Origin of the sequence: Aquabacterium sp. (assembly GCF_016195855.1) — a bacterium.
GTDB lineage: Bacteria > Pseudomonadota > Gammaproteobacteria > Burkholderiales > Burkholderiaceae_C > Aquabacterium.
Map to the genome: position 1 here is coordinate 91,101 of NZ_JACPYU010000014.1, position 24,201 is coordinate 115,301.

Sequence of the window (24,201 nt, forward strand, 5' to 3'; positions counted from 1 at the left end):
TTGGGCCAGCGTTGTCCTGATGGGCGTTTGGCCACTGGTGCAGCGCCAGTGGATACAACTAATGCATTTGTGGGTTGGTTCATGGTGTGTGGTCAATGACAACAACAAACAACGTCAATGCGACTGATGCCATGCGGTGTCGGCATGCAGCTGGGGCGCTTCACTGGTGTGATACGGCGCCACTTCGCCACGGTCGTAGTAAATGCGGATCAGCAACTCGGCCAGCACGCCTGTGGTGAGGAACTGCAACCCACCCAGCACGCAAAAGAAACCCAGCCAGAGCAGCGGTCGCCCGCCGATGTTCTGGCCGAGCATTTTCAGCACGGCCAGGTAACTCAGGATCAGGCCACCCACCAGCCCTACGCCTAAGCCCACGCCACCAAAGAAGTGGCCCGGACGCCCGGAGAAACGCAAGAAGAAATTCACCGCCAGCAAGTCCAGCACCACACGCAGCGTGCGCGAAATGCCGTACTTGGATTCGCCTCGTGTACGGGCATGGTGGCTCACCGGTTCTTCGGCCATGCGCGCAGGCGATGTCACCGTGGCCATCCACGCGGGGATGAATCGGTGCATCTCGCCATACAGGCTCACGCGCTTGAGCACGCTGGCGCGGTAGGCCTTCAGGCTGCAACCCAGATCCTGAAACTCCAGTTGCGTGATCTTGCGGATCAGGCGGTTGGCAATGCGCGAGGGCACCTTGCGCAGCCACAGGCCATCCTGGCGGTTCTGACGCCAGCCCGCCACCAGGTCCAGGTCTTCGCGCAGCAGGCGCGCCACCAGCTTGGGGATGTCCTTGGGGTCGTTCTGCAGGTCGCCATCCAGCGTCACGATGACATCACCACGTGCGGCATCGATGCCGGCTTGCATGGCCGCCGTCTGACGGAAGTTGCGCCACAAGTGGATGGGGCGAACATGGGGCCCGCGCAAACGAGCCTGCTCATCCAGCGCCTTCTGGGTGCCATCGCGGCTACCGTCATTGACGATGATGAGTTCCCAGTCGAAGGGGTAGTCGCCCAGCGCTTCGTGCATGGCCGTGACAAAGGGCTCGACGTTGTCGACCTCGTTGTACATCGGCACCACCACGGACAGACGGTGGTTGGGCACGGCATCGGTAGAGACGGGCTGGGCCGTCGCGGCAACATTCATGACTTCACTTTCTAGCAAACAAACCCGCCCGCGCTCAATCAGGCAGACGAGCAGAGGGCGTACCCTGACGCAGACGAGGCTTGTTGGCCCAGGTCAAGACAGATGCCAGTGCGCCCGCCAGGACAGCGCACAGCAAGAAACAGACGTGCAGGGCCAGTGCCGCACTCACGGCATGGGCCAGGGCCGTCGATTGTGGGGGAAGATGGGCAGCCATGCCGGCCCAGACGCCGGCTTCGTACGTGCCGAAACCCGCAGGGCCCTGCAAGGGGACGATGGCCGCCAATTCTCCACCCAAAGCGCCAGCCCATGAGGTCAGCCAGGGCGCGGTGCTGACGGCAGACAACAGGAAAGCGCCAGCGGCGAGTTTCAGGCTCCAGTTGGCCAGCGTGGCCAGCCAGGCCAATGGGTGGTGGTGTTCGGGCTCCAGCAGGGCCTGCCGCAGCTTGAGCATCAAGCCGGCCAGCTTGCTGGAGGCTTGTGTTTCGCCCGCATGGCGCTCGAACCAGCGGCGCGACAGCTGCCCCAAGGCCAGCCAGCCAGCGGCCATGCCCGCGAAGCCCGCGATGCGCACCCAAAGCGGCAGGCCTGGCCACAACAAGAGACCCAGGAACGCGAGGACGATCACGTCCTGCACACGCATCCACAGCAGGCAGGCCACCGCGCGCGCCACCGGCATGCCCAACTCGCGCGAAGCCAGCCAGGGGAAGCTGAGCTCGCCCGCGCGCATGGGCAGCAGGTTGATGGCCGCGTTGTGCATCAGGATCACCCGCAAGGCATCAGTGCGCACGCCCAGCCAGCGGTGGGGTGCCTTGTGATGCCCTTCCAGGTTCAAGACCACTTGCAGGCGTGCCGCCCGAAGCACGTAGCTGATCAGCAAACCGCCCAGGGTGAGCAGCCAGGTGGCCCAGTCTGGCCGCTGAAAGGCTTGCGCAACCTGGTCAAAAGGGGTGCGCGACAGCAGCCAGGCCAGCAAACCCAGGCCCAAACCCCAGGCCAGCGCCTTTTTCATCAAGGAGCTGCCGGGGGCTGTGCTGGCGTTTGTGGTGCGTGCGCTGGGCTGATCGGTCACGGGGCGGTGCTAGTGCGGGCAACCTGACATTGTCCTGCAACTTGACGCAGGTCTGAAACACCACCCCCTGAAATGACGGTGGCGCACCAGAGGTGCGCCACCGAGGGAGGGCCGCCGCATTGTGGCCTCAGTGAGCGCCCTCGCGGAAGAGCACGACGCTCACTGTCTCAAAGATCACCAGCAAGTCCAGGAACAGCGAATTGTTCTTCACGTAGTACAGGTCGTATTGATGCTTGTGCAGCGCGTCTTCGACCGAAGCGCCGTAGGCATAACGAACCTGGGCCCAGCCCGTCACGCCAGGCTTGACGCTGTGACGGATGTCATAGAACGGGATCTGTTCTTTCAGTTGCGCCACGAAGGAGGGGCGCTCGGGGCGTGGGCCCACCATGCTCATCTCACCCGACAGCACGCTGAACAACTGAGGCAACTCGTCGATACGGGTCTTGCGGATGAAGGCGCCCACGCGGGTGATGCGCGAATCGTTCTTGGTGGCCCAGACCGCCACGCCATCCTTCTCGGCATCGGTGCGCATGCTGCGGAACTTCAGGCACATGAAGCTCTTGCCGGCCAGGCCCACACGTTCCTGACGGTAGATGATCGGGCCATTGCTTTCCAGCTTGATGGCCAACATGGTCAACAGCATGATGGGCGAGGCCAGCAGCAACAGGATCGACGAAGTCACCACGTCGAAGGCGCGCTTGACGATGATGCGGGTGCGATCCTGTGCAAAGCCGCGGCCATAGACCAGGAAGCTGGCCTTGAGGCTGTCCACAGGCACTTCACCCGTGGTCTGCTCGTAGAAAGCGGCCAGGTCCATCACGGGGATGCCATGGATGCGTGCGGTGAGCAGTTGGTCCATGGGCACGTTGCCGCCACGTTGCTCCTTGACGGCCACGATGATCTGGTTGATGTCGTGCTTGTGCACGATGTCATCGATCGAGGTCGAGCGGGCGAAGATGTTGAAGCGCTTGTCTTCCGCAGGCAGGACGGATTCGCCAGCTGGGTAGAAGCCGATCACGGAGTGGCTGCGCAGGCGGCGGGATTTCAGGTCGGCGGCCACGGCATGGGCTTCCTGGCCGGTGCCGATGATCAGCACGCGTTGCTGCACCAGCGAGCCGCGCCAGGCGGACATCAGCAGGCCGCGCACGATCAGCAGGCCGATCATCAGGTAGGCAACAGCAAAACCCATCAACTGCTGGGCCTGGCTGCCGTCCACCACCGTTTTGACGGCCAGTTGGTAGGCAATCGGAGCGCCCAGCAGGCAACCCAGCACGGCGCGGCCCAGCTTGGCGCGGGCGGTTTTGCGCTCGGAGCCCTCGCGGTACACGCCGACCAGGCCGCAATGCAGCGGGATCAGAAGCGCAAAGCCCAAACCCGAGCGCAATGCGCTGGAAACGCCAACTGACAGATTGGCGTCGCCGTAGAGGTGAGCAATGGTGAGGGAACCCAACACAATGGCCAGGAAACTGGTCAGGCTGTCTGCCAGCAGTTCAGCCAATGTCGCAATCGAGATGTGATGCTGAAAAACCCGGAACATGATCGCCTCTCTTGGAGACCAGGCCGCGGCAACATGTGCGACAACCCAACCCAAAGTAGTAAGTTTTTGTAATGGGATGATTGTCATCAAAGCGCGGCTTGGGCATAACCCTGCGTTCAAGGGGGGGCACCCTAGAACTGGGGGGGCAAACCCGAATTCCGTGAATTTGCCGCACGTTTCATTCACCCTTTTGGGTGATTCCAGATACATCTTTCGCACTGATTTGTAACGGATGTGACTTTGTGAACTTGCAGCTTGGCGCAATGTCCCGTCATCAGCGTGGTCAGTCTTTCAGAATGCGCCGGTAAATCGATTCATACAGGCGGCTGGTTCTCTCAAAAGAGAAATCCTGGGTGACCCGTTTGTAGCCAGCTTCGCCCTGGCGTTGCCTCAAAATTGGGTCCGACACGAGCTGGGCGATGGCCTGGGCCAAGGCTTCGGTGTCGTCCACGGGCGCCAATTTGCCGTGTTCGCCGTCCAGGACCAATTCCGGGTTGCCTCCCACCGGCGTACAAACCACCGGCAGGCGGTGCGACATGGCCTCCAGGATCGACATGGGCAGGCCTTCGGCGCGCGAGGGCAGCACGAAAATATCAGAGGCCGCAAGAATATCCGGAACATCGTTTCTGAAACCCAGGAACCGCACCTCCTGAGGCCCGAGTCCTGAATCGCTGGCCAATTGCTCGACCCTGGCACGCTCCGCGCCGTCCCCAAGGAATATCGTGGTCACGGGCAAGCCCGTTTTCTTCAACTCTGCGGCGGCCTTGACCAACACGTCCTGCGCTTTGACTGGGTAGAAACTGGCTACGTTGACCACCACGACTCGGTTGTCCAGCCCCAGTTCTGCACGCACCGCTTCGCGCGATTTGTGAGCTGCCGCGAATTCGACACCGTTGTGGATGACTTCAGTGGGGCCTTGGTAGCCGATGTCACCTGCGTGCGTCGCTGTTTCTCCTGACACCGCTACATAAGCATCCACCTGCTTCCATTCGAAAGGGCTGCCCTTTCGGATAATGCCTTTGGTCTGTGCGTGATCGGTAAACAGCAGGCGGCCGCCAGACGTGAGTTTGCCGATGGTGGCGTAGCGCAGCGAGGTCGGGTTGTGACAATGGACGATGTCTGGTGCCTGCCATGCAAAGTGCAATGCGCAATGCGCAATGCGTGCCAGCATGGGGCCGTGGTTGATCAGGGTGACTGGCAGGTTCTTCTGCGCGGCGACCTCCAGCAGAGGGCCATCGTTGAGTGACACGATGGACGCGGCATGCCCCGCCTTGATCTGTGACTCAGCCAGCCTCAGAACGAATTGCTCCATGCCGCCACCCTGCAGGCTGCTGACAGTGTGGATGATGCGCAGTCGTGTGGCGGTCATGAAGCTACGGGTGTGTGGGGCAAGGGAAGGGCGTGCGTGTCCTGGCGCGCGTCTTGACGGAAGCAGGCTGAGAAGTCTCAGGCGCTGGTGGCCAGCGACTCTCTGGGCGCGCGCAGCTTCCACCATGCCGCCATGTGCTCGGCAACGCGGTTGGCCGTCATGCCGTCCCAGAACTTGGGCAGGCGACCCTTCTTGCCACCACCGCGCAGGATCTCGGCAATCGCGCGGTGGATCAGGCTGCTGTTGCAGCCCACGGCGATGTTGGTGCCTTGTTCCACCGTGATGCGCCGCTCGGTGTAGTTGTGCAGCGTCAGGCAAGGCACGCCCATGATGGTGGCCTCTTCCTGAACGGTGGAGGAGTCCGTGAGGATGCAGGCTGCCGTGCCCACCAGGCCAATCATCTTGTAGTAAGGCACAACCGGCAGCAGGGCAAGGTTGCTTGAATCGACACCGGCCAGCAAGTTGTTCTGGGTGATCAACTGGCGTGTGGTCTCGCTGGTCACCCAGATCAAGGGCAGATCGCGGCAGATCGATTTGAGGATGGCCACAAGGTCGGTCAGCGGCAGCAGCTGGCTGCCAATCCCGTTGGCGGTCAGGTTGACCAGGGCGTAGCCATGCTTGTGCTTGAGGATGTCCGGCGACTGGCCAAACTGCCTGAGCGTGTACTTGGGCGGAGAGGCTTGCGGCAGCATGGCGCGGATGCTGTCCATCACCAGGTTGCCCACGAACTGCACGCGGTCCGCGGGGATGCCTTCTCGGGCCAGGTTGTCATGCGCCACCCACTCGGACGTCAGCAGCAGGTCGGCCATGTGGTCGCACATCATGGCGTTGATCTCCTGAGTGCGTGTGCGATCAAAACTGCGCAGCCCCGCTTCCAGGTGAATGATGGGCAGGCCCTGGCGGTGAGCGGCCAGCGAGGCGGCCAGTGCTGCGTCGTCGCCACCTTGCACGATCACCGCAGCAGGGTTCACTTCGGCCAGCAGGTTGTCGAGTTGCCGCAAGGCGTCTGCAAACTGACCCACGTTGGAGCCAGGCGGCATGCGCAAGGTGTAGTCGGGTTCACGGATGCCCAGGTGCTCCTGCCAGTCCGCGCTCAGCTCAAACTGACCGGGTGCACTCAGCAGCAGCATTTTCAAAGTGGGCAGATCGCTGCGCGTGGCGAAGGCCTTTTGCAAGGCGGCTGCACGGACGCAGCCAGTGCGCGAACCCACAACGAGCAGGAACGCATGCGTCTTGGGGCCCCTGCTGGGCCGCGGTTGCAGCAACTCGTTGGTAAAGCGGGGTGCATCGGGCTGCTGGCTCACGCTGTCGGTGAGCGTGGGCACCATCACGGGCCGCAATGGCTCCTGCACGGGGGCTGCTGCGCTCGGGGTGGGGTCACTGGTGCGCGAGGTGGTGGGCTCACCGATCTCGGCGCGGATCTCCATGGCAATGCGAGCCACATCCGTTGCCGTGATGGTGTTGCCCTCGGCCAGGAAGGTGGCCAGCAACAGGCGATTGCACAGCAGGTTGATGCGGCGTGGGATGCCCGAGGTCCATTGGTAGATCTCGTCGAACGCGTCGTCATCGAAATGAGGGTGGTCATGCCAGCCGACCTTCTTGAGCCGGTGCTCGATGTAGCGGCGTGTCTCATCCCGGTCCATCGGGCCGAGGTGGTAGGACGCGATCACGCGCTGGCGCAATTGCTCCAGGCTGCGCGACAGCAGCATGTCGCGCAATTCAGGCTGGCCGATCAAAAAGCTCTGCAGCAGCGCCTGGTTGCCGAACTGGAAGTTCGACAGCATGCGCAACTCTTCGATGGCGTCGCGGCTCAGGTTCTGCGCCTCGTCGACGATCAGCACCGCGCGCTTGTTCTGCGTGGCCAGCAGGGTGAGGTAGGCCTCCAGCGTGGCGATGAGTTCCGCCTTGCTCTGGCCCTTGGGAGGGATGCCGAATGCCGTGATGGCCGAGCGCAGCAAGTCCCCGGCTTCGAGCTGGGTGCTCACCAGTTGGGCTGCCACAACCTTGTCGTTGTCGATGCCGTCCAGCAGCGTTCGCACCAGCGTGGTCTTGCCAGCGCCGATGTCACCAGTGACCACGATGAAGCCTTCAGCCTGATACAGGCCGAACTTCAGGTAGGACAGGGCGCTGCTGTGCCCCCGGCTGTCAAAGAAGAAGCTGGGGTCCGGGTTGAGCAGAAACGGCGCGCCCGTCAGGCCAAAGTAGGACTCATACATCCTGGGTCATTTCCTAGAAGCGGTGCCCCAAGCCAACAAACACGGCGGATTCGCTGCTGGTGTTGATCGACGGGTTGTGTGTGAGTTGTCGCTTGATGCCCATCGTGGCGGTTGTGTCCGTCATGAGCTTGGTGCTCAGGCCGATCCGTGCGGTGAAGTCGCGTGACAGCGTCACGGCATCCGTCGCGGAGGTCAGTCCACGCGTCCAGCGCAGGCCGCCCGACAGGTTGCTCTGAGGGGTCAGTCTGTGGAGCACCTCTGTGTCAAAGAAGTATTCCTTGGTGCGTGGGGTGAGGGTGAGGGTGTTCTGGGCGAGCGGCGTGGTCCGGGTCAGGCCTGCGCTCACATTGAGGCTGTCGCGACGCCCGGCAAACATCATTCGACCAGAAGTGGTGTCACGCGTTACTGTGCCAAAATTGTTGGCAGTGCTTGACGGAATCGCCACAGACTGTTGGGGTGTCGTGGCTTCCGCACTGCGCCTGGAGTAGATGCCGAACGTGGTCCATGGCGTTTTGCGAATGGCGTCAAGCTCCCATTCTTTGCCAAACACGCTGTGCTTGAGTGTGGCTTTGAGCTGGGTGCGTTCGTTGGGTTGCCACCGAAGCTGACCTCCGCGGATGGCGCCGGTGAAAGACTGTCCCTGCGATTGACTGGATTCTCGCCCCAGGATGGGGCCAAGGGCAAACTCCGGCGTCAGCGCATACAGGAGCGATGCCGATACCGTCTTGCGTGTCAGTGACGAGTTGGGCGAACTCGCACCTGTCGGGGCAAAGATCGGGCTTTTGCTGTAGCTGGCCTCCAGTGCATAGCCCAATCGAACGGGGCGGCGTTCCCAGCGCAGCAGGTGGTTGTCCTCTGCGCCGTTGTTCTCGACATTGCTGGCGCCGTTCGAGACGGAATGGATCCAGGTGCGCCTGGCTCGTGCCAGCAAAGATGACTCGTTGTCAAACTGCCTTGTGTAGAAGGGGCTCAGACTCAGTCGCGTGTTGGTGGTCGTGTCTGCCGTGTTGTTGGCACCCGGTGCCGTGCCCACCGAGGATGCGACCTGGTCTGCAGAGGCTGACGCATCCAGGCCCGCTTCCTTGCGATAAAGATCAGTATGCAGATCAAGCTGGCCAGAAGGCAGAAGCTGGCTGGGCTGTGAACCATGCGTGTACTTGACCGAGGTGAAGCGCCATTGGCCTTCTGCGTGGGTATTGGCGCCCTTGGCATTGACGGCAACACCAGCCGACGCGCTCAGGATGACATCTTTTTTGGGTTGACCACCGGTCGTTGCGCCGTTTGCATTGGTGGTGGCTGTGACCATCAGGTCAACCATGGGCTGGATCTGGGCTGTCGGTGCGGCGCCTTGCTGCGCAGGCTCCGGCGGCGGCATCTGTGCATAGGCAGGCAGGCAGCAGTGCAGCAGGCCTATTGTCAGGACCAGGCTTGCGCCCGTGTCACGGTGCATAGTAGCCATAGGTGTTCTTGCCCTTGGGGCCCTGGTACTTGTTGAGCATGCTCAGCACCACCGGATGACTCTCAACCGTGGCAAATGCCTGTTGTACTGAGCTGGTAGGCGTCTTGCCTGATTCAACAACCATCACCACTTGACCCATGTGGGCAGCCAGTACGCGCGACTCTGTGGTCGACAGCAGTGGTGGCGTGTCAAAAATGATGACGCGGTCGGCGTACTTGCTCGCGAGTTCTTCCAGCAGATCATCCATCGCCGTGCTGGCCAGCAGTTCAGTGGAGCGCGAACTGGCGGTGCCAGCTGGCAGCAGCGTCAGCTTCGGGATGTTCGTCTTGAGCAGCACATCAGACAGGGCCATGCCTTTGCTGGACAGCAGATCCAGCAAACCTTTTTGCGAAGACACGCCCATGCGCTCAAGCACGGAGGGCCTCAGCACGTCGGCTTCCACGAGCAAGACGGTGTGGTCCAGCTCCATGGCAATGCTGACGGCCAGGTTGATCGCGGTTTGCGTCTTGCCCTCACCGGGGATGGCGCTGGTCACCATGATCAGATTGGCGCGGTGAGGGCGTACGGCGGTCTGCCCTCGCACGTTTTCCAGCAGCGGCCGTTTGATGATGCGGAACTCTTCTTCGAGTTGCGAGCGTGGCTCACCGGGCACCAGCAGATTCGAGCGCGACATACGGCGCAGATCCAGCTCGACTTCACGGCTGCGGCGATCCGGCAAGGCCGATGGCTCCGCCATGGTGGATGACGCCATGGGCGGCATGTCGGTTGCGAGCTGTGGGATGCGAATGGTCACCACGTCGCTCATGTCTTCAGTGACCGCAGTGACGGGGGCTGGAGTGGGGGCGGGGACAGCATCTGGCTCGAAGGAGGAGATGTCCACGCCAGCGCGTCGCAGTTCTTCCAGTCTCTTGGCGGCGCGTTCAATTGTGCTCATCTGATGGGCCCTCAAGGAAGAAGACGCTGGCTGACAACCACCAGCCAGGCGATGTTCACCAGGAAGAACGCCGCCACATTGATCATGAAGAGCCTGTTGCCTCTGTCAACGACGACACGCATGGTGGGGCCGATAACCATCGAGACACTGCCCAGAACCGGCCTTCCGCTGATCTCCTTGAGTTGCCTTGTGTCATTGACGGTGCCCATCAGTTGGCTGAGCGCCAATGTCGAGCCGGTACCCGCCGCTATCGCAGCCAGGATGGTCAGCAAGGCCATGACCATGCGACTGGGTTGCGCAGGCTTGGGTGACACGCGCGGCGGTTCAACCACGCGGAACTCTGCCACTTTGGTCGTCTGATCAATTTTTTCGCCCAGTGACGCGGACTCTCGGCGCGTGACCAGTTGCTCGTAGTTCTTGCGAACGACTTCGTAGTCCCGGTTGAGTTGAGCCAGCTCAGCTTCTACCTCGGGCATGCGCGACGCCAGTGAGCGGGATTCGGCCAGTTGAGACTGCTGCGCCGACACCTGGCCCCGCAAGGAGGCTACCTTGGCTTCTGCTTCAGCCAGGGCCACCCGGATACGCTGGAACACCGGGCTGGTGGGGGCGGGGCGCATCTTGCCGCCATTGGCGCGCAACTTGGCATCTGCTTCAACCTTGCGTTGCTGCTCCAGCTGAACGATGTTGCGCTTGACGGCAACCACGTCGGGGTGTTCGTCCGTGTAGCGGCGCATCAGGTCATCGAGCAAACGCTTTTGAGCGTCCAGGCGGGTCTCTGTCTCTGAAGACTGAACGCCCATGCCGGGGCCCATCGCCTCAACGGGAATGGTGGGATCCTCGTTAGCGAGTTCCTTGCGAAGGGCATCGCGAGATTGTTCTGCCGCCTGCAATTCAACGCGCAGGCGGTTGAGTTCCTCGGTCGTGTTCGACATGCGGGCAAAGAAGTCCTTGTCCGCCGTGCCAGTCAGGCCGAAGTTGCGCAGTTTGAAGTCCTTGACCCGATTCTCTGCCGCTGTGAGCTTGCTCTCGTAAACCTTGATCTGATCGTCCAGGAACTGGCGTGCCTGCTCCGAGTCGCGCTGCTTGTCCACGACCCCGGAGGTCACAAACAAAGACACCAGCTCCTCGACCACACGTTGGGCGCGCTGGACGTTGACGTCTCGGTATGTGATGGAAAACAGATTGGCATTGCCGCTGGAGGTCACCTTGATCTCCTTGGTGTAGCGGTCGATCACCTTTTCCCGATCTGCGTCACTCAGCCCTTGCAAGCCCACACGAGGTGATGAGATCAGGCGCTCCATGTTGGGGCGGCTGATCAGCGTCCTGGCCAGCATGTTCACTTGTTGATCGACATCGGGCTGGAAGGCCAGCCCGGTCATCAGCGGTTTCAGCACGGTCTGGGTGTCGACAAATACCCGCGCTGACGCTTCATAGCGATCGCGCATGACCACAACCACAGCAGCACCCAGCAAGGCCACGATCCAAGCGACGGTCATGCCCAGCCAGCGACGCTGTTGCATCGCGGTCAGAATGCCTTGAACTTGTCGTAATACGTCGTCCATAGAGTCGGTCGGTAAACTCAGAACCAGCTTTGCGGGACGATGATGATGTCTCCCGGCTTGATGTCGATGTTGGCGGAGATGTCGCCACGCTTGAGCAGATCCTTGAGGCGAATGCTGTATTGCTTGCCCGACTCGGAGCCGCGAACCAGCACCGCACCATTGCCATCGGCGAAGTCGGTCAGGCCACCCACCTGGATCATGACGTCCAGCAGTGTCATGTTCTGGCGGAAGGGCACCGACTGGGGCTTGGCGGCCTCACCCACGATGCGGATTTGCTCAGTGCTCACGCCCTGAAAGTTGTTGACCATGACCGTGACCACGGGCTCACGGATGTACTTGGCCAGCGCAGCCTCGATTTCACGAGACAGGTCGGCGGGCTGTCGGCCTGCGGCCACGATGTTTTCCACCAGTGGCAGCGAGATGCGGCCATCAGGGCGCACGGTCACCGTTGCAGACAGGTCGGGGTTGCGCCACACCACGATGTTGAGTTGGTCGAGGGCGCCAATTTTGTACAGTTGATCAGGGCTGGCTGCTTTGACGGGCGCGGCCGGGTAGCGGTCAAACGTGCCGCACGCACTCAGCCCCACCGTCAGGACGGCGGAGGCGGCCAGACGCAGAGCAGCACGCAGAAAATGGGCGGTTGATGGCATGACTGACCCTTCCAGATTTCAAGCCTGATGTTTGAAGCGAAGTTGCCGCCTTGAGGGCTGGCTAGCCCGTAAGCATAGGGCTATTTCGGCAACTTCGGGTGAGAACTGCTGCACCGAGTAACACCCCATTCGGGCGTGTTTTCTAATTGACTCGCTTGTGTTGCGCGCTCGTCAATCTCTGAACCAGCGCCTTTGCCGGCGCAGGTAATCTTTGGACCAATGGTTGCAGGTCTGCCAGGTCGTCCGCTGACCAGGCGCCCAGCCAAAACGTCAAAGGAATGTAGGCGACCACGAACAGGGCGCCACAGGCCAATTCCATGGCTGGCGCGTGCGTCCAAAACAGCAAGGGTGAAATCAAGGTGGCGGCCAGCACCGCGGCCAGGGCGAGCTTGCCCATGGGTTTGACGGGTAGATGGATGTCGCGCATGCTTCTTCGGATCTGCCACATCATGAGAAACAGAATGGTCAGGCGGGTAATGGCGTGAGACAAAACGGCGCCTTTCAGGCCATATAAGGGCACCAGGGATGCGGACGTCACGACGCTGACGACAATCGACATGATGGAAATCTGCGCCCAGAGTTTCTGGTTGTCTGTTGTGGACAGCAGTGCGCCAAAGGCGCCTTCCGCGAGCGTCAATCCGCCGATGAGGGTCATGACACGCAAGACATCCACGACCGGGCTGTATTTGCTGCCATACATCATCAATATGCCGGGTTCGGACCACAGCGTGCCCAGGCCGGCCATCAGCAGGCCCAGGAACGTGAAGTACTTCAGCGCCCTTGCCAGAATGGTGTTGACGCCGCGCACGCCCCCTTCGCCGTATGCGTGACTCATCAAGGGCATGAGCATGGTGGTCAGGGCGGAGGACAGCAGGTCAATGCCCCCACGGGTCAGCGCCGAGGAAATCGAGAAATAGCCCACCTCAGCCGGGCCAGTCAAAGAACTCAGCAACAGCGTTTCCATGGTCTTGTTGCTCAGCGTTGCCACCACCACCAGGACGATGGTCCACATCAGATGTGGTTTGAGACGGCTCAAGGTGTCTGCACGGCAGTTCGTGAGGCCCGGGGTGATGTCCTCTTTCTTGAAGAAATACCTCACCAGCAGCATATAAGAAACACTGATCAGTGCGAAAAATATGGCGAAACTGTTGAGCGACGCGTGGAAAAGGGCCAGAACGCCCGCGCCGATGGTGTAAACCAAAGTGATGATCATGTTTGACCATGATTCCACCGAGAATTTCTTGTAGCCCTTGGCAATCGATATGTTGAACATATAGAAGGCCTTGCAGCTTACGCATACCGCAATGATCAACAAAAGCAGACCGGTGCTGCCAATCCAGCCTGCCGGTTTGAAAAAGACTGTGGAGATTGAAAACAGAATCAATACAGCGACAACGCTGACAAATTGCTGTTTTCTCAACCAATAGTGAACGTTTCTTGCTTCGTCCTGTTCACCTCTGCCGGAGCACTCCGAGATGAATCTGATGCCTGAAATGCCCAGGCCATGGTTGCCAATGACGACAAGCAGCCCTGATAGCCATACGAGATAGGCGTACTGCCCATAGTCATGGGGGCCCAGGCTGCGCGCGATGATGATGCTGACAGCAAAGCCCAGCGCCGTCGTGACGTAGGTCGATGCGGCAATCAGTGCGGCTGCTCGGAGGTTGGATGTCGGTTTGGGCGTCGGGGGCATGCGTGCGGCGCGCTGAGTGGCGGGTTTTCTGCTGCAGCGAAGAGGGTGTCTCGTTGTAGGATCGGCCCTGCCGACGTGTTTGCATTGTATAGGAGAGACTGGATGGCTTCGAGCCGTTATCACCAAATCGATTTGCTCAGATCTGTGGCCTGTGTCATGGTGGTAGCGTTTCACTATCTGTATCGAGGGCATTTGGGCGGCTGGATTCCCTTTGATCAGCCTCTTGCCTTGCAGTCTGTCGTGAAGTTTGGCTACCTTGGGGTGCCCTTGTTTTTTTCGATCAGCGGTTTTGTCATATTTCTGTCCGCTCAGAAAGCCAGCGCGAGGGCATTTGTGGCGTCGCGAGCGGCTCGCCTGTATCCCGCTTTCTGGATGGCCATCATTTTAACGACGCTGGTTGTTCGCCTGGGGGGCGATGCGACACTGATGGTGCCCTGGCGAGATGTCTTGATCAATTTCACGATGCTGACCCATTGGTTTGGTGCAGATTATGTTGACTGGGCTTATTGGTCGCTTGCCGTTGAGTTGCACTTTTATATTCTGATCTGGTTGTTGCTGCGCTTCAATGCCTTGCAGCACATCGTTGTGGTCATGGCCGTATGGCTGTTTATTTCATTGGTCAACTGGATTCGCCCCATGTATCCGGTTGATTTTGTGCTGGAAGCGAGATGGGCGCCTTTTTTCTGCCTTGGTATTTGTTCGTATCTGATGCGGGGTGGCAATAGGTCTGTGGGTGTTCATGCCTTGTTTTTTATGGCGTCCGCGCTGTCTCTGGCCTATATATATTCGCAGGCAGCGCACATGTCTGAATTTGACCGTATGGATGTGTGGGTGGCCGTGCTCATTGGCAGCGCTGTGCCTTTGCTGTTCTGGTTGATTTCGAGGCAACAATTTGAATTGGCGGGCGGCTCTGTTTTATGGTGGGCTGGCGCGCTGACTTACCCGGTCTATCTGCTTCACGAGTACATCGGCTATGTGCTGATCAAGCAGTTTTACGGCATGGGCATTGCGCCGATCTTGTGTTCTGGGTTGGTGTTTGTGCTTGTCCTCTTCTTGGCGTATCTCGTGCATGTGCGTGTAGAGAGGCCGCTGTCCGCTGTGATAAGAAGGGTGGTTGCGGGTGCTTGATCCTGGCAAGCGGGGGGAGGGAGTCTCCTTCCTGTTCTTTCTTTTCCTGACCTACCTGGTCTTCCTGTATTTGCGGCCGGTTGAGTTGTTTGCGCAGTGGTTGGCTGACTATCGGCCCATGCTGTTCATCTGGTTGATTGTTTTTGCGGGTTCTCTGGCGCATGTGTTGGTGCACAAGGACGCTGCCGCCACCGCGCGGCATTACTGGGTTTTGTTTTTCCTGATGCTGGCCGTTTTCCTGTCTCTGGCTGTGCAGGGGCGCCTGGGTGATGCCTTGTCGGCCATGGCGGATTTCAGCGCCTCCTTGCTGTTGTTTGTGCTGATCAGCTTCAATGTGCCCAATATGTCGAGGTTGAGAATCACCTGCCTGGTGATATCAGTATGTTTGCTCATTCTGGCTCTCGCAGGTATCAACGCTTATTACACTGGCTACATGTCTGAAGAGTTGGTCATGCAGCAGGGCACATATGATTTTTCAGTCGACGCGCCCAAGGTCCGCCCACCCATCCCGGCAGAGGACCATTCGGGGGCTTTTCGGTGGCGGGTGCGTGGGGTTGGGTTCTTGAATGACCCCAATGATTTTGGCCAGGCCTTGGTCATGACCATACCGATGCTCTGGTTGTTCGTTCGCGAAGGTGCCTGGTTCCGCAATATTTTTCTTGTCGGGTTGCCCAGCTTGATCATGGGCTATTGCATCATATTGACCAATTCGCGTGGGGCCTTGATTGGTGTGGGGTGTTTGTTGTTCTTTGGCGCACGAAGCAAACTTGGAAACTTCAAGACCATCGTGCTGGTTGGGGTGGCGGCGCTGGTTTTTGCTGTGATCGGGGCAACCGGCGGTCGGGAAATGTCATCAAAGGAGCGCTCTGCCGAAGAGCGTATTGAGGCCTGGGTGGAGGGCTTTAATATGTTGAAATCGTCGCCGCTCTTTGGGGTCGGTTACGGCGGTTTCCTTGATCGTTACTATCTTACTGCGCATAACTCCTTCGTTCTTGGGTTTGCGGAGCTGGGTGTCTTTGGTTATTTCTTCTGGATGGCGTTATTGGTTCTGGGGTTCACTGCGGTCAATCGTGTTGTTCGTTATGCGCCGGCCGGTTCAATGGAAAGCAGGGCGGGGCATATTCTGAGATCGTCTTTGGTCGGTTACATGGCTTGCGCCTGGTTTCTGTCCAGAACCTATCAACCTGTCTTGTTTTGCCTGCTGGCCTTGTGTGCGGCTTCCTGGGTGGCGGCGTGCCGGTCCCCAGCTTGCGCAGGAATTTCTGAACTTCATGCGCCATTGAAATTCTTCAAAAACACATGCCTTATGGTGCTGGTGTCCATTGCGGCGGTGCGTGCGTTTATTTTGATTCATTTCCTGTGAGGTGCATGGCCTGTTGGAAGGGCACGTGCTTGAGGGGCCTGTAGGCGGGGGATAGTCGCGCTTGAGGGGGACCTGATAGACTCGTGCAATCATTTCATGTCCGGGCAGGGTCTGTTGTCAGCAGGCGCGCTCGCCCCGCTTTCATATGTTTTTAAGCCTTGTATTGCTGGCGGTGCTGGCGCCATTTGCCTTGCTCGCATGGGAGATCCGCAAGAAAAACCTGATGGTTTGGCTTGGCAACTATTTAAAACAGGATTGGCGGGCTCAAGGTCAGGCTGCTGTCGGGACTCGGCATGTGATGTTCTGCTTTGTGGACCACTACGAGCCGCAGTGGGCCAAGCCAAGCTATGAAGTCGAAGTGCAACGTGTGGCGCGCTGGCGTCAGGACTATCCCAAACTCTGCGCCAACCACCGCGACGCAGATGGCCGCCCGCCAGTGCACTCGTTCTTCTACCCGGAAGAAGAATATCGTCCCGAGCACATGAACGCGCTGGTCGAGTTGTGCCGCATGGGCTTGGGTGAAATCGACATCCATTTGCATCACCACAACGACACAGAGGCGGGGCTGCGCGAAAAGCTTCAGCGTTTCACGGGCCTGTTGGTCAAGGATCACGGGGCCTTGCCTGTTGGTGCCAATGGCCAACCGCTCTGGTCGTTCATTCATGGCAATTGGGCACTCGACAATTCACATCCCGATGGCGTGTGCTGTGGGGTCAACAATGAGTTGATCGTTTTGCGCGAAGAAGGCTGCTACGCGGACTACACCTTTCCCGCGGCGCCTGATCCTTGTCAGACCAGCACAATCAACAAGATCTATTACGCCAAGGACGATCCCCACAAGCCGAAGTCGCATGACACGGGTGAACGCGTGAAAGTGGGTGGCAAAGCCTGGGGCGACCTGATGATCATCCAGGGCCCGTTGGGCTTCATGATGAAGAATCGCAAGTTCGGCATCCTGCCCCGCATTGAAAATGCCGATGTGCGCTCAAACAGCCCAGCTACGCCAGACCGCATTGATGCCTGGGTCGAAACCGGGATCCATGTCGAGGGGCGCCCTGAGTGGATCATTGTCAAGGTTCACACCCATGGAACGCAGGAGCGCGACATCAATACCTTGCTGGGGGATTCGATGGACAAGGCCTTCAGCTACCTTGAGTCCAGGTACAACGATGGCGTGAAGTGGCAGTTGCATTACGTCAGTGCACGTGAGACCTATAACATCATCAAGGCTGCGGAGGCTGGCAAGTCGGGCAATCCGAACGACTACCGTGACTACTTGATCCCGCGCCCGACATTTGTGCCGCAGGCCGCCGCCTGATGTTGATGTTGCTCACCGTCCTGGGGTTGCTGGGCGTTGCCCTGTTCCTTTACTCCTATCTGCTTTACCCCTTGCTGCTGGCTATGGTCGCCGGGGTCGTGCAGTTCAGGAAGGACATCGCATTTGCAATGGCCAAGTCCGATCGTCGCATGGTGGGCGAGTTTGACTGGCCCATGGTGGCCGTGGTGATCGCGGCCTACAACGAGCAAAAGCACATCGCGCAGCGCGTGCGCAATTTGCTGGAGTTGGACTATCCGCCAGAGCGTCTGCGCATCTATATCGGTTCCGATGGCAGCCGCGATGACACAGCCGCCATTCTTGGGCAGTTCGCTGATCCTCGCCTGACTGTGTTTGCGTTCGAGGAGAACCGCGGCAAGGCCAATGTTCTCAATGACCTGGTGTCTCGAGGGCAAGAGGGGGTGATCGTTTTTTCTGACGCCAATACCTTTTTCGCATCGGATGCGCTCATGCACCTGGTGCGTCCTTTCAAGGATGAGTCCGTCGGCTGTGTCAGTGGCGAGCTGCATTTGCTCTCGTCAGGCGGCAACAATCAAGACGGGTTGTATTGGCGCGTCGAGCAATTTTTGAAGTTTTTCGAGAGCCGCATTGGTGGTGCCTTGGGTGCCAATGGCGCGATTTACGCTATTCGCCGGACGTTCTGGCAGCCGCTGCAACCTGACACGATCTGTGATGATTTTTGTATCGCCATGAATGTCGCAGCGTCGGGCGGGCGCATCGTGTACGCGCCTGGTGCCCGTGCGGAAGAAGAGATGCCCGAGTCCATTGGCGATGAATATCAGCGCAGGATTCGCATTGGCATCGGCAATTTCCAGGCCTTGTTCAGAAGCCCGCAGTACTTGTTGCGCACGTCCTGGGGGACCAGGTGGTCGTATCTGTCGCACAAGGTTCTGAGGTGGCTGGCGCCGCATTTGCTGCTGCTGTCGCTGGCCGCGTCTGTCTGGTTGGCCTGCCTGTCGCCCATTTGGTGGTGGTGGGTCATGCTGCAGTCGGCGGGGCTGGCTGTTGCCGTGCTGGCCTATCTGTTGCAAGGCCGATCGAAGCGATTGCCTTCCGCGCTGAACTTGTTTGCTTTCCTGTTTGCGCTGAACTTCGCCTTCGTCATCGCCTCCTGGCGATATGTGTCGGGTTCGTACAGCGGCTCATGGCGTCGTACGAGTCGCTGAGCGTCAAAAAATAATTGTTGATTGGGTGTTTGAGCATGGACGAAAAACTGAGCAAGCTGGTGAAGAGGGTGCTCTATCACCATCGCACGCAGGGGAAGGCTGTCGAGGGCGTGCACATTCGGGGCATCACGGACGCGTTGCGGGCAGATGGTGTGGAGGTGGACATCATCTCCTTGCCTGGGGCTGATCCCTATGCGTCACCCAAGGCCATGTCGCCCACGAAACAGGCCACGTCGCTGATGAAATTGGTGGCCCGTTTTCCGGAGCCTCTCTTCGAGTTGACCGAGGTGGCCTACAACGTTGTGGCTGCATGGCGGGTATGGCGCTATCTGTCCAGCAAGGGGACGGTGGATTTCATTTACGAGCGCTACTCCCTGTTCATGTTTGCGGTCGTCTGGCTGGCGAAGTTGAAGAAGATCCCGATGATCCTGGAGGTCAACGATTCGGCCATGGTCGAGCGTGTGAGGCCGCTTTACTTCTTGCGCATTGCCAAGGCCATCGAGGGGTGGACATTTCGGAACGCGTCGGGCCTGGTCTTCGTGTCGAGTGTGTTTCGCGACCGCATGCAGGCGGCGCATGGCACCATCGCGCCGGCAATCGTCACGCCCAATGCTGCCAATATCGACAAATTCACCGCCACGCCGGAGCAGCGTGCCGCTGCCCGTTCGAAATGGGGGCTTGATGGCAAGGTGGTGTGTGGCTATCTGGGGGCTTTTTTGCCCTGGCATGCAATCGACAAATTTGTGTTTGAAATTGCAGACCAGCTCAAGTCCCGTCCTGATCTGGTTTTGTTGCTCGTTGGCGATGGCTCGACATTTCCAGAGGTGCAAGAGTTCGTCAGTCAGCGAGGGCTGAAAGAGCAGGTCGTTCTGGCCGGGCGTGTGGCTCACGACGATGTGCCCGGCCTGCTTGCAGCGATGGACATGGCCATTTTGCCCAGCGCAGGTGATTACACCTCGCCAATGAAGCTCTTTGAGTTCATGGCCTGTGGCATCGCGCCTGTCGCGCCCAGTTTCCTGCCTATTCGAGAGGTGTTGAAGGAGGGGGTGACCGGCTGGACATTTACCCCAGGCCGGTTGGATGAAGCAGTGCAGATGGTCCTGTCCAAGAGCGTGGACACGCACGCGCTCCAAAGCGTCGGTGTGGCGGCACGCGCGTATATCGCGGCGGAGAGGCAGTGGCGCCATAACGTGGTGCAACTGGTCGAGTTCGTGAAGGGCCTGCAAGGGCGTTGATGCTGCGGTGATTCAGGTCGTTTGGCTTGAGGGACATTTTGAGGTTGGTCACTCAAATGGGGTCTCCCTCGATCAGGTAGGCCGCTGCTATGATTCGCCAAGCTTTTAGCGGTGAAGCTTGGCGTCAAACTTGTCGGTGTTTTCGGGCGGGGAATCATTTAAATCCTGCTCGATATTCACGATATGAATGCCTGGTTCGCAAGCTAGCGTATATACAAGCATTCGAATTGAGCATGGAGAGTTGACTTGACACCTACGGCCACCACCACAGATTTTGGTTCAGTGCGAATCGCCGTTTTGCTGCCTTGTTTTAACGAAGGCTTGTCCATTCGCAAGGTTGTCGCGCAATTTCGCGAGACGCTGCCAACGGCTAAAATCTACGTATTTGACAATTGTTCGACAGACAATACCTCGTCCGAGGCATTGGCCGCAGGGGCCGAGGTGCACAAGGAGCCGTGGCCGGGTAAGGGTAATGTGGTGCGTCGAATGTTCTCGGATGTCGATGCCGATGTGTATGTCATGGCAGATGGCGACGGGACATACGACCACACAGCCGCCCCCAAGATGATTCAGCGCTTGCTGGACGATCAGTTGGACATGGTTGTCGGTACGCGGATGGGTGTCTACGATAACGCGCACCGTGCCGGGCATGGCTTGGGTAATCGCCTGTTCAATGGCATGTACAGAAACTTGTTCGGCCCGCTTTTTACCGATATATTTTCGGGATACCGAATTTTCTCGAGGCGGTTCGTCAAGAGTTTCCCCGCTATTTCAAGTGGCTTCGAAACTGAAACCGAAATGTCGGTCCATGCCTGTCAGTTGCGCATGCGCATTGCAGAGATCCAGACCCCATATGGAGCACGCCAGGAGGGGTCTGTCAGCAAGTTGAGAACTTTTCGGGATGCGTTTCGCATTCTCTTTACTTTCCTGATTCTGTTCAAAGAGATCAGGCCAGCCAGATTTTTCGGTGTGACAGCCATTGGTTTGTCGCTTGTGGCGATATTGTTGGCCCTGCCTTTGCTGATTACCTACTATCAGACAGGCCTGGTTCCCCGATACCCGACGGCCATCCTGGCGACGGGTTTGATGATCCTGGCGGGTATTTCAACCGTTTGCGGCCTTGTTCTGGATAGCGTGGCGCGAGGGCGCCTGGAGCAAAAGCGGATGTGGTACTTGAGCTCGGGAGCCTTGAAATGAGTGCGTCGGAGCGTGCGCCTGATGCTCGGGTGACTGATTCGCGACCAGGCCTGGCCTGGTTGGCTGGTTTTGGTGTGCTACTGGCGATGGCCTGTTTCGGTGTGTTCGAGGCCTGGTCCTTGCGGTCCTCCCTGTGGGAGGACGAGCTCATCGCGATCACGCATGGCCTGCAACCTGCCTGGAGCTTGCCGATCGAGGTGCTTCGCAACGATATTCATCCCTTCTTGTATTTTTTGCTGCTCAAGGGGTGGACTGCGTTCAACAGAGGTTCTGATCAGTGGGCCTTGGCCAGCTCTATCGTCTGCTTGCTGTTCAGCACTTTTGTTTTGTACAAGACGGTGGCCAGGTATCACGGGACGACGGCCGCGCTTTGGAGCGTCGCGGTGCTGTGCTCGCTGCCCTATTTCCCGTGGGCCGCATCCAATTTGCGGATGTATGCGTTGATGCCTGCCACAGCCTTGCTTTGTTGGGTTGCGAACAGATCCATGTTGGGCGAGGGTTCGTGGAAGTCTGCGGCGTTCATGTTGTTCGTGCAGTTGGCGCATGCCTACACGCACGCCATCGGCTTCTTCTTTTGTGCCTTCATTGCCCTGGCGGCACTCATTGACGACTATCGCGCGACGCCGCGTCAAAATTTTCAACGCTGGTTGATCGTTCAGTTTGTTTTTGCCTTGGCCGTGTTGCCGGTTTTGGGGAACTCTCTGGTTCGCGGAACCGAGCGCTTGGCTGCGCCTGATCTGACTGGGATGCTGGCCTACCCAGTTCAGTTGATCTGGGCGTGGGATTGGCAACTGGCAGGCCCCCTCGCGTTCATTGCTGGTGCAGCGTATTGGGTGTTGGTGCTTTTGGGTGTCGCTCACGTGCGCTCCCGCATCTCCACCGCGGTCATGTGCATTGGCGTGCTCCTTGCCTGCATCACTTTTGGCATGCTGGGCAAACCCATGTTCAAGGCGCCTGTCTACATGGCCAATATCTTGCCCTTCATGGCGATGGGGGTGGGCGCAGGTGTTTCGCGTGCCACTTCTTTGGCTGTCAGGTTAGGCGTCGGTGCAATCGTCGTGGCAATGGCTTGCTGGTCGATGTGGTCCGCCCGGGTGCCTCATCTGGAGGAGAACTACAAGCCGGCAGCCTTGTACGTCAAGCAACATGCGAAGCCTGGCGACGTGGTGGTTGTCCCCCATTACAGCGTTTTTTGGGGGGTGGCTCGCTATGCCGTTGCTCCTGAGTGGGGGGCTCCGCTGGAGGTCATGCCGCTGAACCCGAATGCGGCATGGGCCAGATTGTTGGCAAAGCTTGGTCCTGTCTGGACGCAGCGCCTGGGGCTTGTGCCCAAGACTGATTACCTGCTCTCCAACGGCGTTCGGTATGTGACGGGGGTGAACGCGACCGGGCACACCGAGCGACCCGTCAACGTGTGGATCATTGATCGCATGAACTACGACGAAACGGTCGAGTTGGCAACGCCAGTGAAGGTTCAGGAAGTGGTTCGTTTTGGCGTTGAGATGGCAGTGCTGCGCGCCACGCCTGATGCACAAGGGATCAAGCTCATCCCGAATCCCCTGGTGCCCTGAGTCCTGCAAACAATCAGCGCACCAAGCCTGGCGGGGCGCCACAGAACGTGGCGCGCATTGCGCTTCTGGTTCTGGATGAACGCATTCCGGCCATCCTGCTGAAGTCGCGTCGTCTGCTTTGCGATGTGGCGTCAGCAAGAAAAAAGGCTGAACCCCTTTCGGAGTTCAGCCTTTTTGTTGAGCTGAGCAAGTGGCGCTGTTCGCGCCTGGAACCTGATCAGAACTCGATGGCGCCCATGTCTGCTGCCGTGCCGTTGACGGGGCGGGCGATCGGGCCGAAGGTTGGCTTCGAGAAGGTCGTGGCAGGTTGGTACAGCACCGGGTAGGCTGCCACGGCAGTCAGGTTGGCCTGAGCGGTGTTGACGATCGACGTGCCGCTCACCGGGGTGAAGGTGGATGAGCTCACAGGGCTGACGGTGCTGGTCACCACGTTGGCCTTGCCGGTCAGGATGCCGGGCACGGGGTGGTAAGGATCATCCAGGCCCCAGGTCGAACGGATGAAGTTCTTGCCCAGGTTGATGGTGCCACCCGTTGTCCAGCCAGGAGCCACGTCGCTGGGCATACGCAGCCAGATGTCCACGCCGGCGGCGCTGGTGATCGGAGGCTTCGCTGCCCATGTGGTCACCACCGTAGTGGATGGGAGAGCCCGTATCGCCGTTCTTGACAATGACGTTGCCGTACACATAGGTCGGGGCGTATTGCGAGAAGGTGGCTGCGGTGGCAGACCAGTCTTCCGGCTCGACCAGATCCATGGAGTGAGCGCCTTCGGTGATGTGGTTGTAGCGGATCACGGTGCCCAGCGAGCGGTCCTTGATGCCGATACCTTGAGAGGTGGGGACCAGGGGGCCAAGGCGGTTGAACTCGTAGGTGATGCGCAGGCTTTCCGCATAGATGTTATGCAGGAACATGTCGTTGGCGGCACCGTTGCTGTAGATGTAGTTGCCAGCGATGCGGATGTCCTGGGTGATGGTGGACATGCCGGCGCCGACGTCAACAGAGCGGGTGTAAATGCCGTTGGTGCAATCATGGATCACGTTGTCGGCGATCGTGATGTTCGCGCCGCGCTCTACCCAGAGGCATGCGCCAAAACTGTCATAGGCTTGAACGCCACCCAGCGAGTTGGTGAAGGTGTAGCCAGGCTTGGCGTTACGCAACTCCAGGCCGTCGATCTGGATGTAGGTGGGGTAGGCGGCAGACCAGCTTTGCGTGTTCAGGCGGTCCACCATGATGAGCGCACGCGTTTCCTGGATGTTGCCGGAGCTGGCGCCGGTGTAGGCCAGGCCCTTGCGAGCCACGGCGTTTTGACCATCGATGATGGGGCGTTCGCCATTGGTGCCCTTGACGCCGCAAACACGGACGGGGGCCGATGCAGTGCCATTGGCTGCCAGCAGGATGTGGCCGCGGTAAGGCGTGGCGCTGTAGAAGATGCGCACGGTGTCACCGGCCACCAGCTTCTCCCACGGGACGAGCGCAAGTGATGCGAGTTGCCCGGTGCCGGGGCCGACTTGATAGTCGGTGCCCTTGCCCGAGGGCTGGCAAGCGCCAACGACGCTGGCTGGTGCGGGAGCAG

The 24,201-nt window shown here is 59.3% G+C and carries 19 protein-coding genes; 7 read left to right on the forward strand and 12 right to left on the reverse strand.

The features are described 5' to 3' along the window. Positions 1 to 114: 114 nt before the first annotated feature. The 10 genes from HY019_RS12130 to HY019_RS12175 form a co-directional block, all read right to left on the reverse strand. Positions 115 to 1,146 carry a glycosyltransferase family 2 protein gene (locus tag HY019_RS12130; protein ID WP_290692407.1) on the reverse strand — a complete coding sequence of 344 codons (1,032 nt, stop codon included), beginning with the start codon at positions 1,144 to 1,146 and terminating at the stop codon, positions 115 to 117. Between the two features lie 34 nt (positions 1,147 to 1,180). Next, positions 1,181 to 2,215, reverse strand: coding sequence for a lysylphosphatidylglycerol synthase transmembrane domain-containing protein (locus tag HY019_RS12135; protein ID WP_290692409.1), 1,035 nt, complete (start codon positions 2,213 to 2,215; stop codon positions 1,181 to 1,183). 127 nt (positions 2,216 to 2,342) lie between these two features. After that, positions 2,343 to 3,752 carry a TIGR03013 family XrtA/PEP-CTERM system glycosyltransferase gene (locus tag HY019_RS12140; RefSeq protein ID WP_290692411.1) on the reverse strand — a complete coding sequence of 470 codons (1,410 nt, stop codon included), beginning with the start codon at positions 3,750 to 3,752 and terminating at the stop codon, positions 2,343 to 2,345. A 283-nt stretch (positions 3,753 to 4,035) separates the two neighbouring features. After that, entirely contained in the window at positions 4,036 to 5,121 is a 1,086-nt protein-coding gene (locus HY019_RS12145; RefSeq protein ID WP_290692413.1) for a glycosyltransferase family 4 protein, read from the reverse strand. Positions 5,122 to 5,198: 77 nt separating this feature from the next. Further along, positions 5,199 to 7,337 (reverse strand): XrtA/PEP-CTERM system-associated ATPase, encoded by a 2,139-nt coding sequence (locus tag HY019_RS12150; protein ID WP_290692415.1) that lies wholly within the window; start codon positions 7,335 to 7,337, stop codon positions 5,199 to 5,201. 13 nt (positions 7,338 to 7,350) lie between these two features. Next, positions 7,351 to 8,796, reverse strand: a complete 1,446-nt coding sequence (locus HY019_RS12155) for a hypothetical protein (RefSeq protein ID WP_290692416.1) — start codon at positions 8,794 to 8,796, stop codon at positions 7,351 to 7,353. Next, positions 8,777 to 9,730, reverse strand: coding sequence for an XrtA-associated tyrosine autokinase (locus HY019_RS12160; protein WP_290692418.1), 954 nt, complete (start codon positions 9,728 to 9,730; stop codon positions 8,777 to 8,779). Before HY019_RS12160 ends, HY019_RS12155 begins: the two co-directional genes overlap by 20 nt. Positions 9,731 to 9,741: 11 nt before the next feature. Then, entirely contained in the window at positions 9,742 to 11,292 is a 1,551-nt protein-coding gene (locus tag HY019_RS12165) for an XrtA system polysaccharide chain length determinant (protein ID WP_290692420.1), read from the reverse strand. Between the two features lie 17 nt (positions 11,293 to 11,309). Continuing rightward, complete coding sequence (locus HY019_RS12170; protein ID WP_290692422.1) at positions 11,310 to 11,942, reverse strand: XrtA/PEP-CTERM system exopolysaccharide export protein; 633 nt, start codon at positions 11,940 to 11,942, stop codon at positions 11,310 to 11,312. A gap of 142 nt (positions 11,943 to 12,084) precedes the next feature. Beyond that, the gene (locus HY019_RS12175) at positions 12,085 to 13,635 is read right to left on the reverse strand and encodes an oligosaccharide flippase family protein (RefSeq protein WP_290692424.1); all 1,551 of its coding nucleotides are present in this window, start codon (positions 13,633 to 13,635) and stop codon (positions 12,085 to 12,087) included. 102 nt (positions 13,636 to 13,737) lie between these two features. Here HY019_RS12175 and HY019_RS12180 point away from each other — a divergent pair, with 102 nt between their 5' ends. The 7 genes from HY019_RS12180 (at position 13,738) to HY019_RS12210 (ending at position 22,631) form a co-directional block, all read left to right on the forward strand. Then, complete coding sequence (locus HY019_RS12180; RefSeq protein WP_290692426.1) at positions 13,738 to 14,763, forward strand: acyltransferase; 1,026 nt, start codon at positions 13,738 to 13,740, stop codon at positions 14,761 to 14,763. Beyond that, on the forward strand, positions 14,756 to 16,126 hold the full coding sequence (locus HY019_RS12185) for an O-antigen ligase family protein (protein WP_290692490.1): 1,371 nt from the start codon (positions 14,756 to 14,758) through the stop codon (positions 16,124 to 16,126). The genes HY019_RS12180 and HY019_RS12185 overlap by 8 nt, the downstream gene beginning before the upstream one ends. Before the next feature lie 145 nt (positions 16,127 to 16,271). After that, the gene (locus HY019_RS12190) at positions 16,272 to 17,444 is read left to right on the forward strand and encodes a hypothetical protein (RefSeq protein ID WP_290692428.1); all 1,173 of its coding nucleotides are present in this window, start codon (positions 16,272 to 16,274) and stop codon (positions 17,442 to 17,444) included. Continuing rightward, on the forward strand, positions 17,444 to 18,628 hold the full coding sequence (locus HY019_RS12195; protein WP_290692430.1) for a glycosyltransferase family 2 protein: 1,185 nt from the start codon (positions 17,444 to 17,446) through the stop codon (positions 18,626 to 18,628). The genes HY019_RS12190 and HY019_RS12195 overlap by 1 nt, the downstream gene beginning before the upstream one ends. A gap of 35 nt (positions 18,629 to 18,663) precedes the next feature. Next, entirely contained in the window at positions 18,664 to 19,863 is a 1,200-nt protein-coding gene (locus tag HY019_RS12200; protein ID WP_290692432.1) for a glycosyltransferase family 4 protein, read from the forward strand. A 246-nt stretch (positions 19,864 to 20,109) separates the two neighbouring features. Then, a complete protein-coding gene (locus tag HY019_RS12205) occupies positions 20,110 to 21,060 on the forward strand; it encodes a glycosyltransferase (RefSeq protein WP_290692433.1) in 951 nt (316 codons plus the stop codon). Next, entirely contained in the window at positions 21,057 to 22,631 is a 1,575-nt protein-coding gene (locus tag HY019_RS12210; protein WP_290692434.1) for a glycosyltransferase family 39 protein, read from the forward strand. The genes HY019_RS12205 and HY019_RS12210 overlap by 4 nt, the downstream gene beginning before the upstream one ends. A 217-nt stretch (positions 22,632 to 22,848) precedes the next feature. Here HY019_RS12210 and HY019_RS12215 read toward each other — a convergent pair whose 3' ends face one another. Both HY019_RS12215 and HY019_RS12220 read right to left on the reverse strand, forming a co-directional pair. Beyond that, a complete protein-coding gene (locus HY019_RS12215; RefSeq protein ID WP_290692435.1) occupies positions 22,849 to 23,193 on the reverse strand; it encodes a hypothetical protein in 345 nt (114 codons plus the stop codon). Beyond that, positions 23,105 to 24,079, reverse strand: coding sequence for a right-handed parallel beta-helix repeat-containing protein (locus tag HY019_RS12220; RefSeq protein WP_290692436.1), 975 nt, complete (start codon positions 24,077 to 24,079; stop codon positions 23,105 to 23,107). Before HY019_RS12220 ends, HY019_RS12215 begins: the two co-directional genes overlap by 89 nt. Positions 24,080 to 24,201 lie beyond the last annotated feature (122 nt).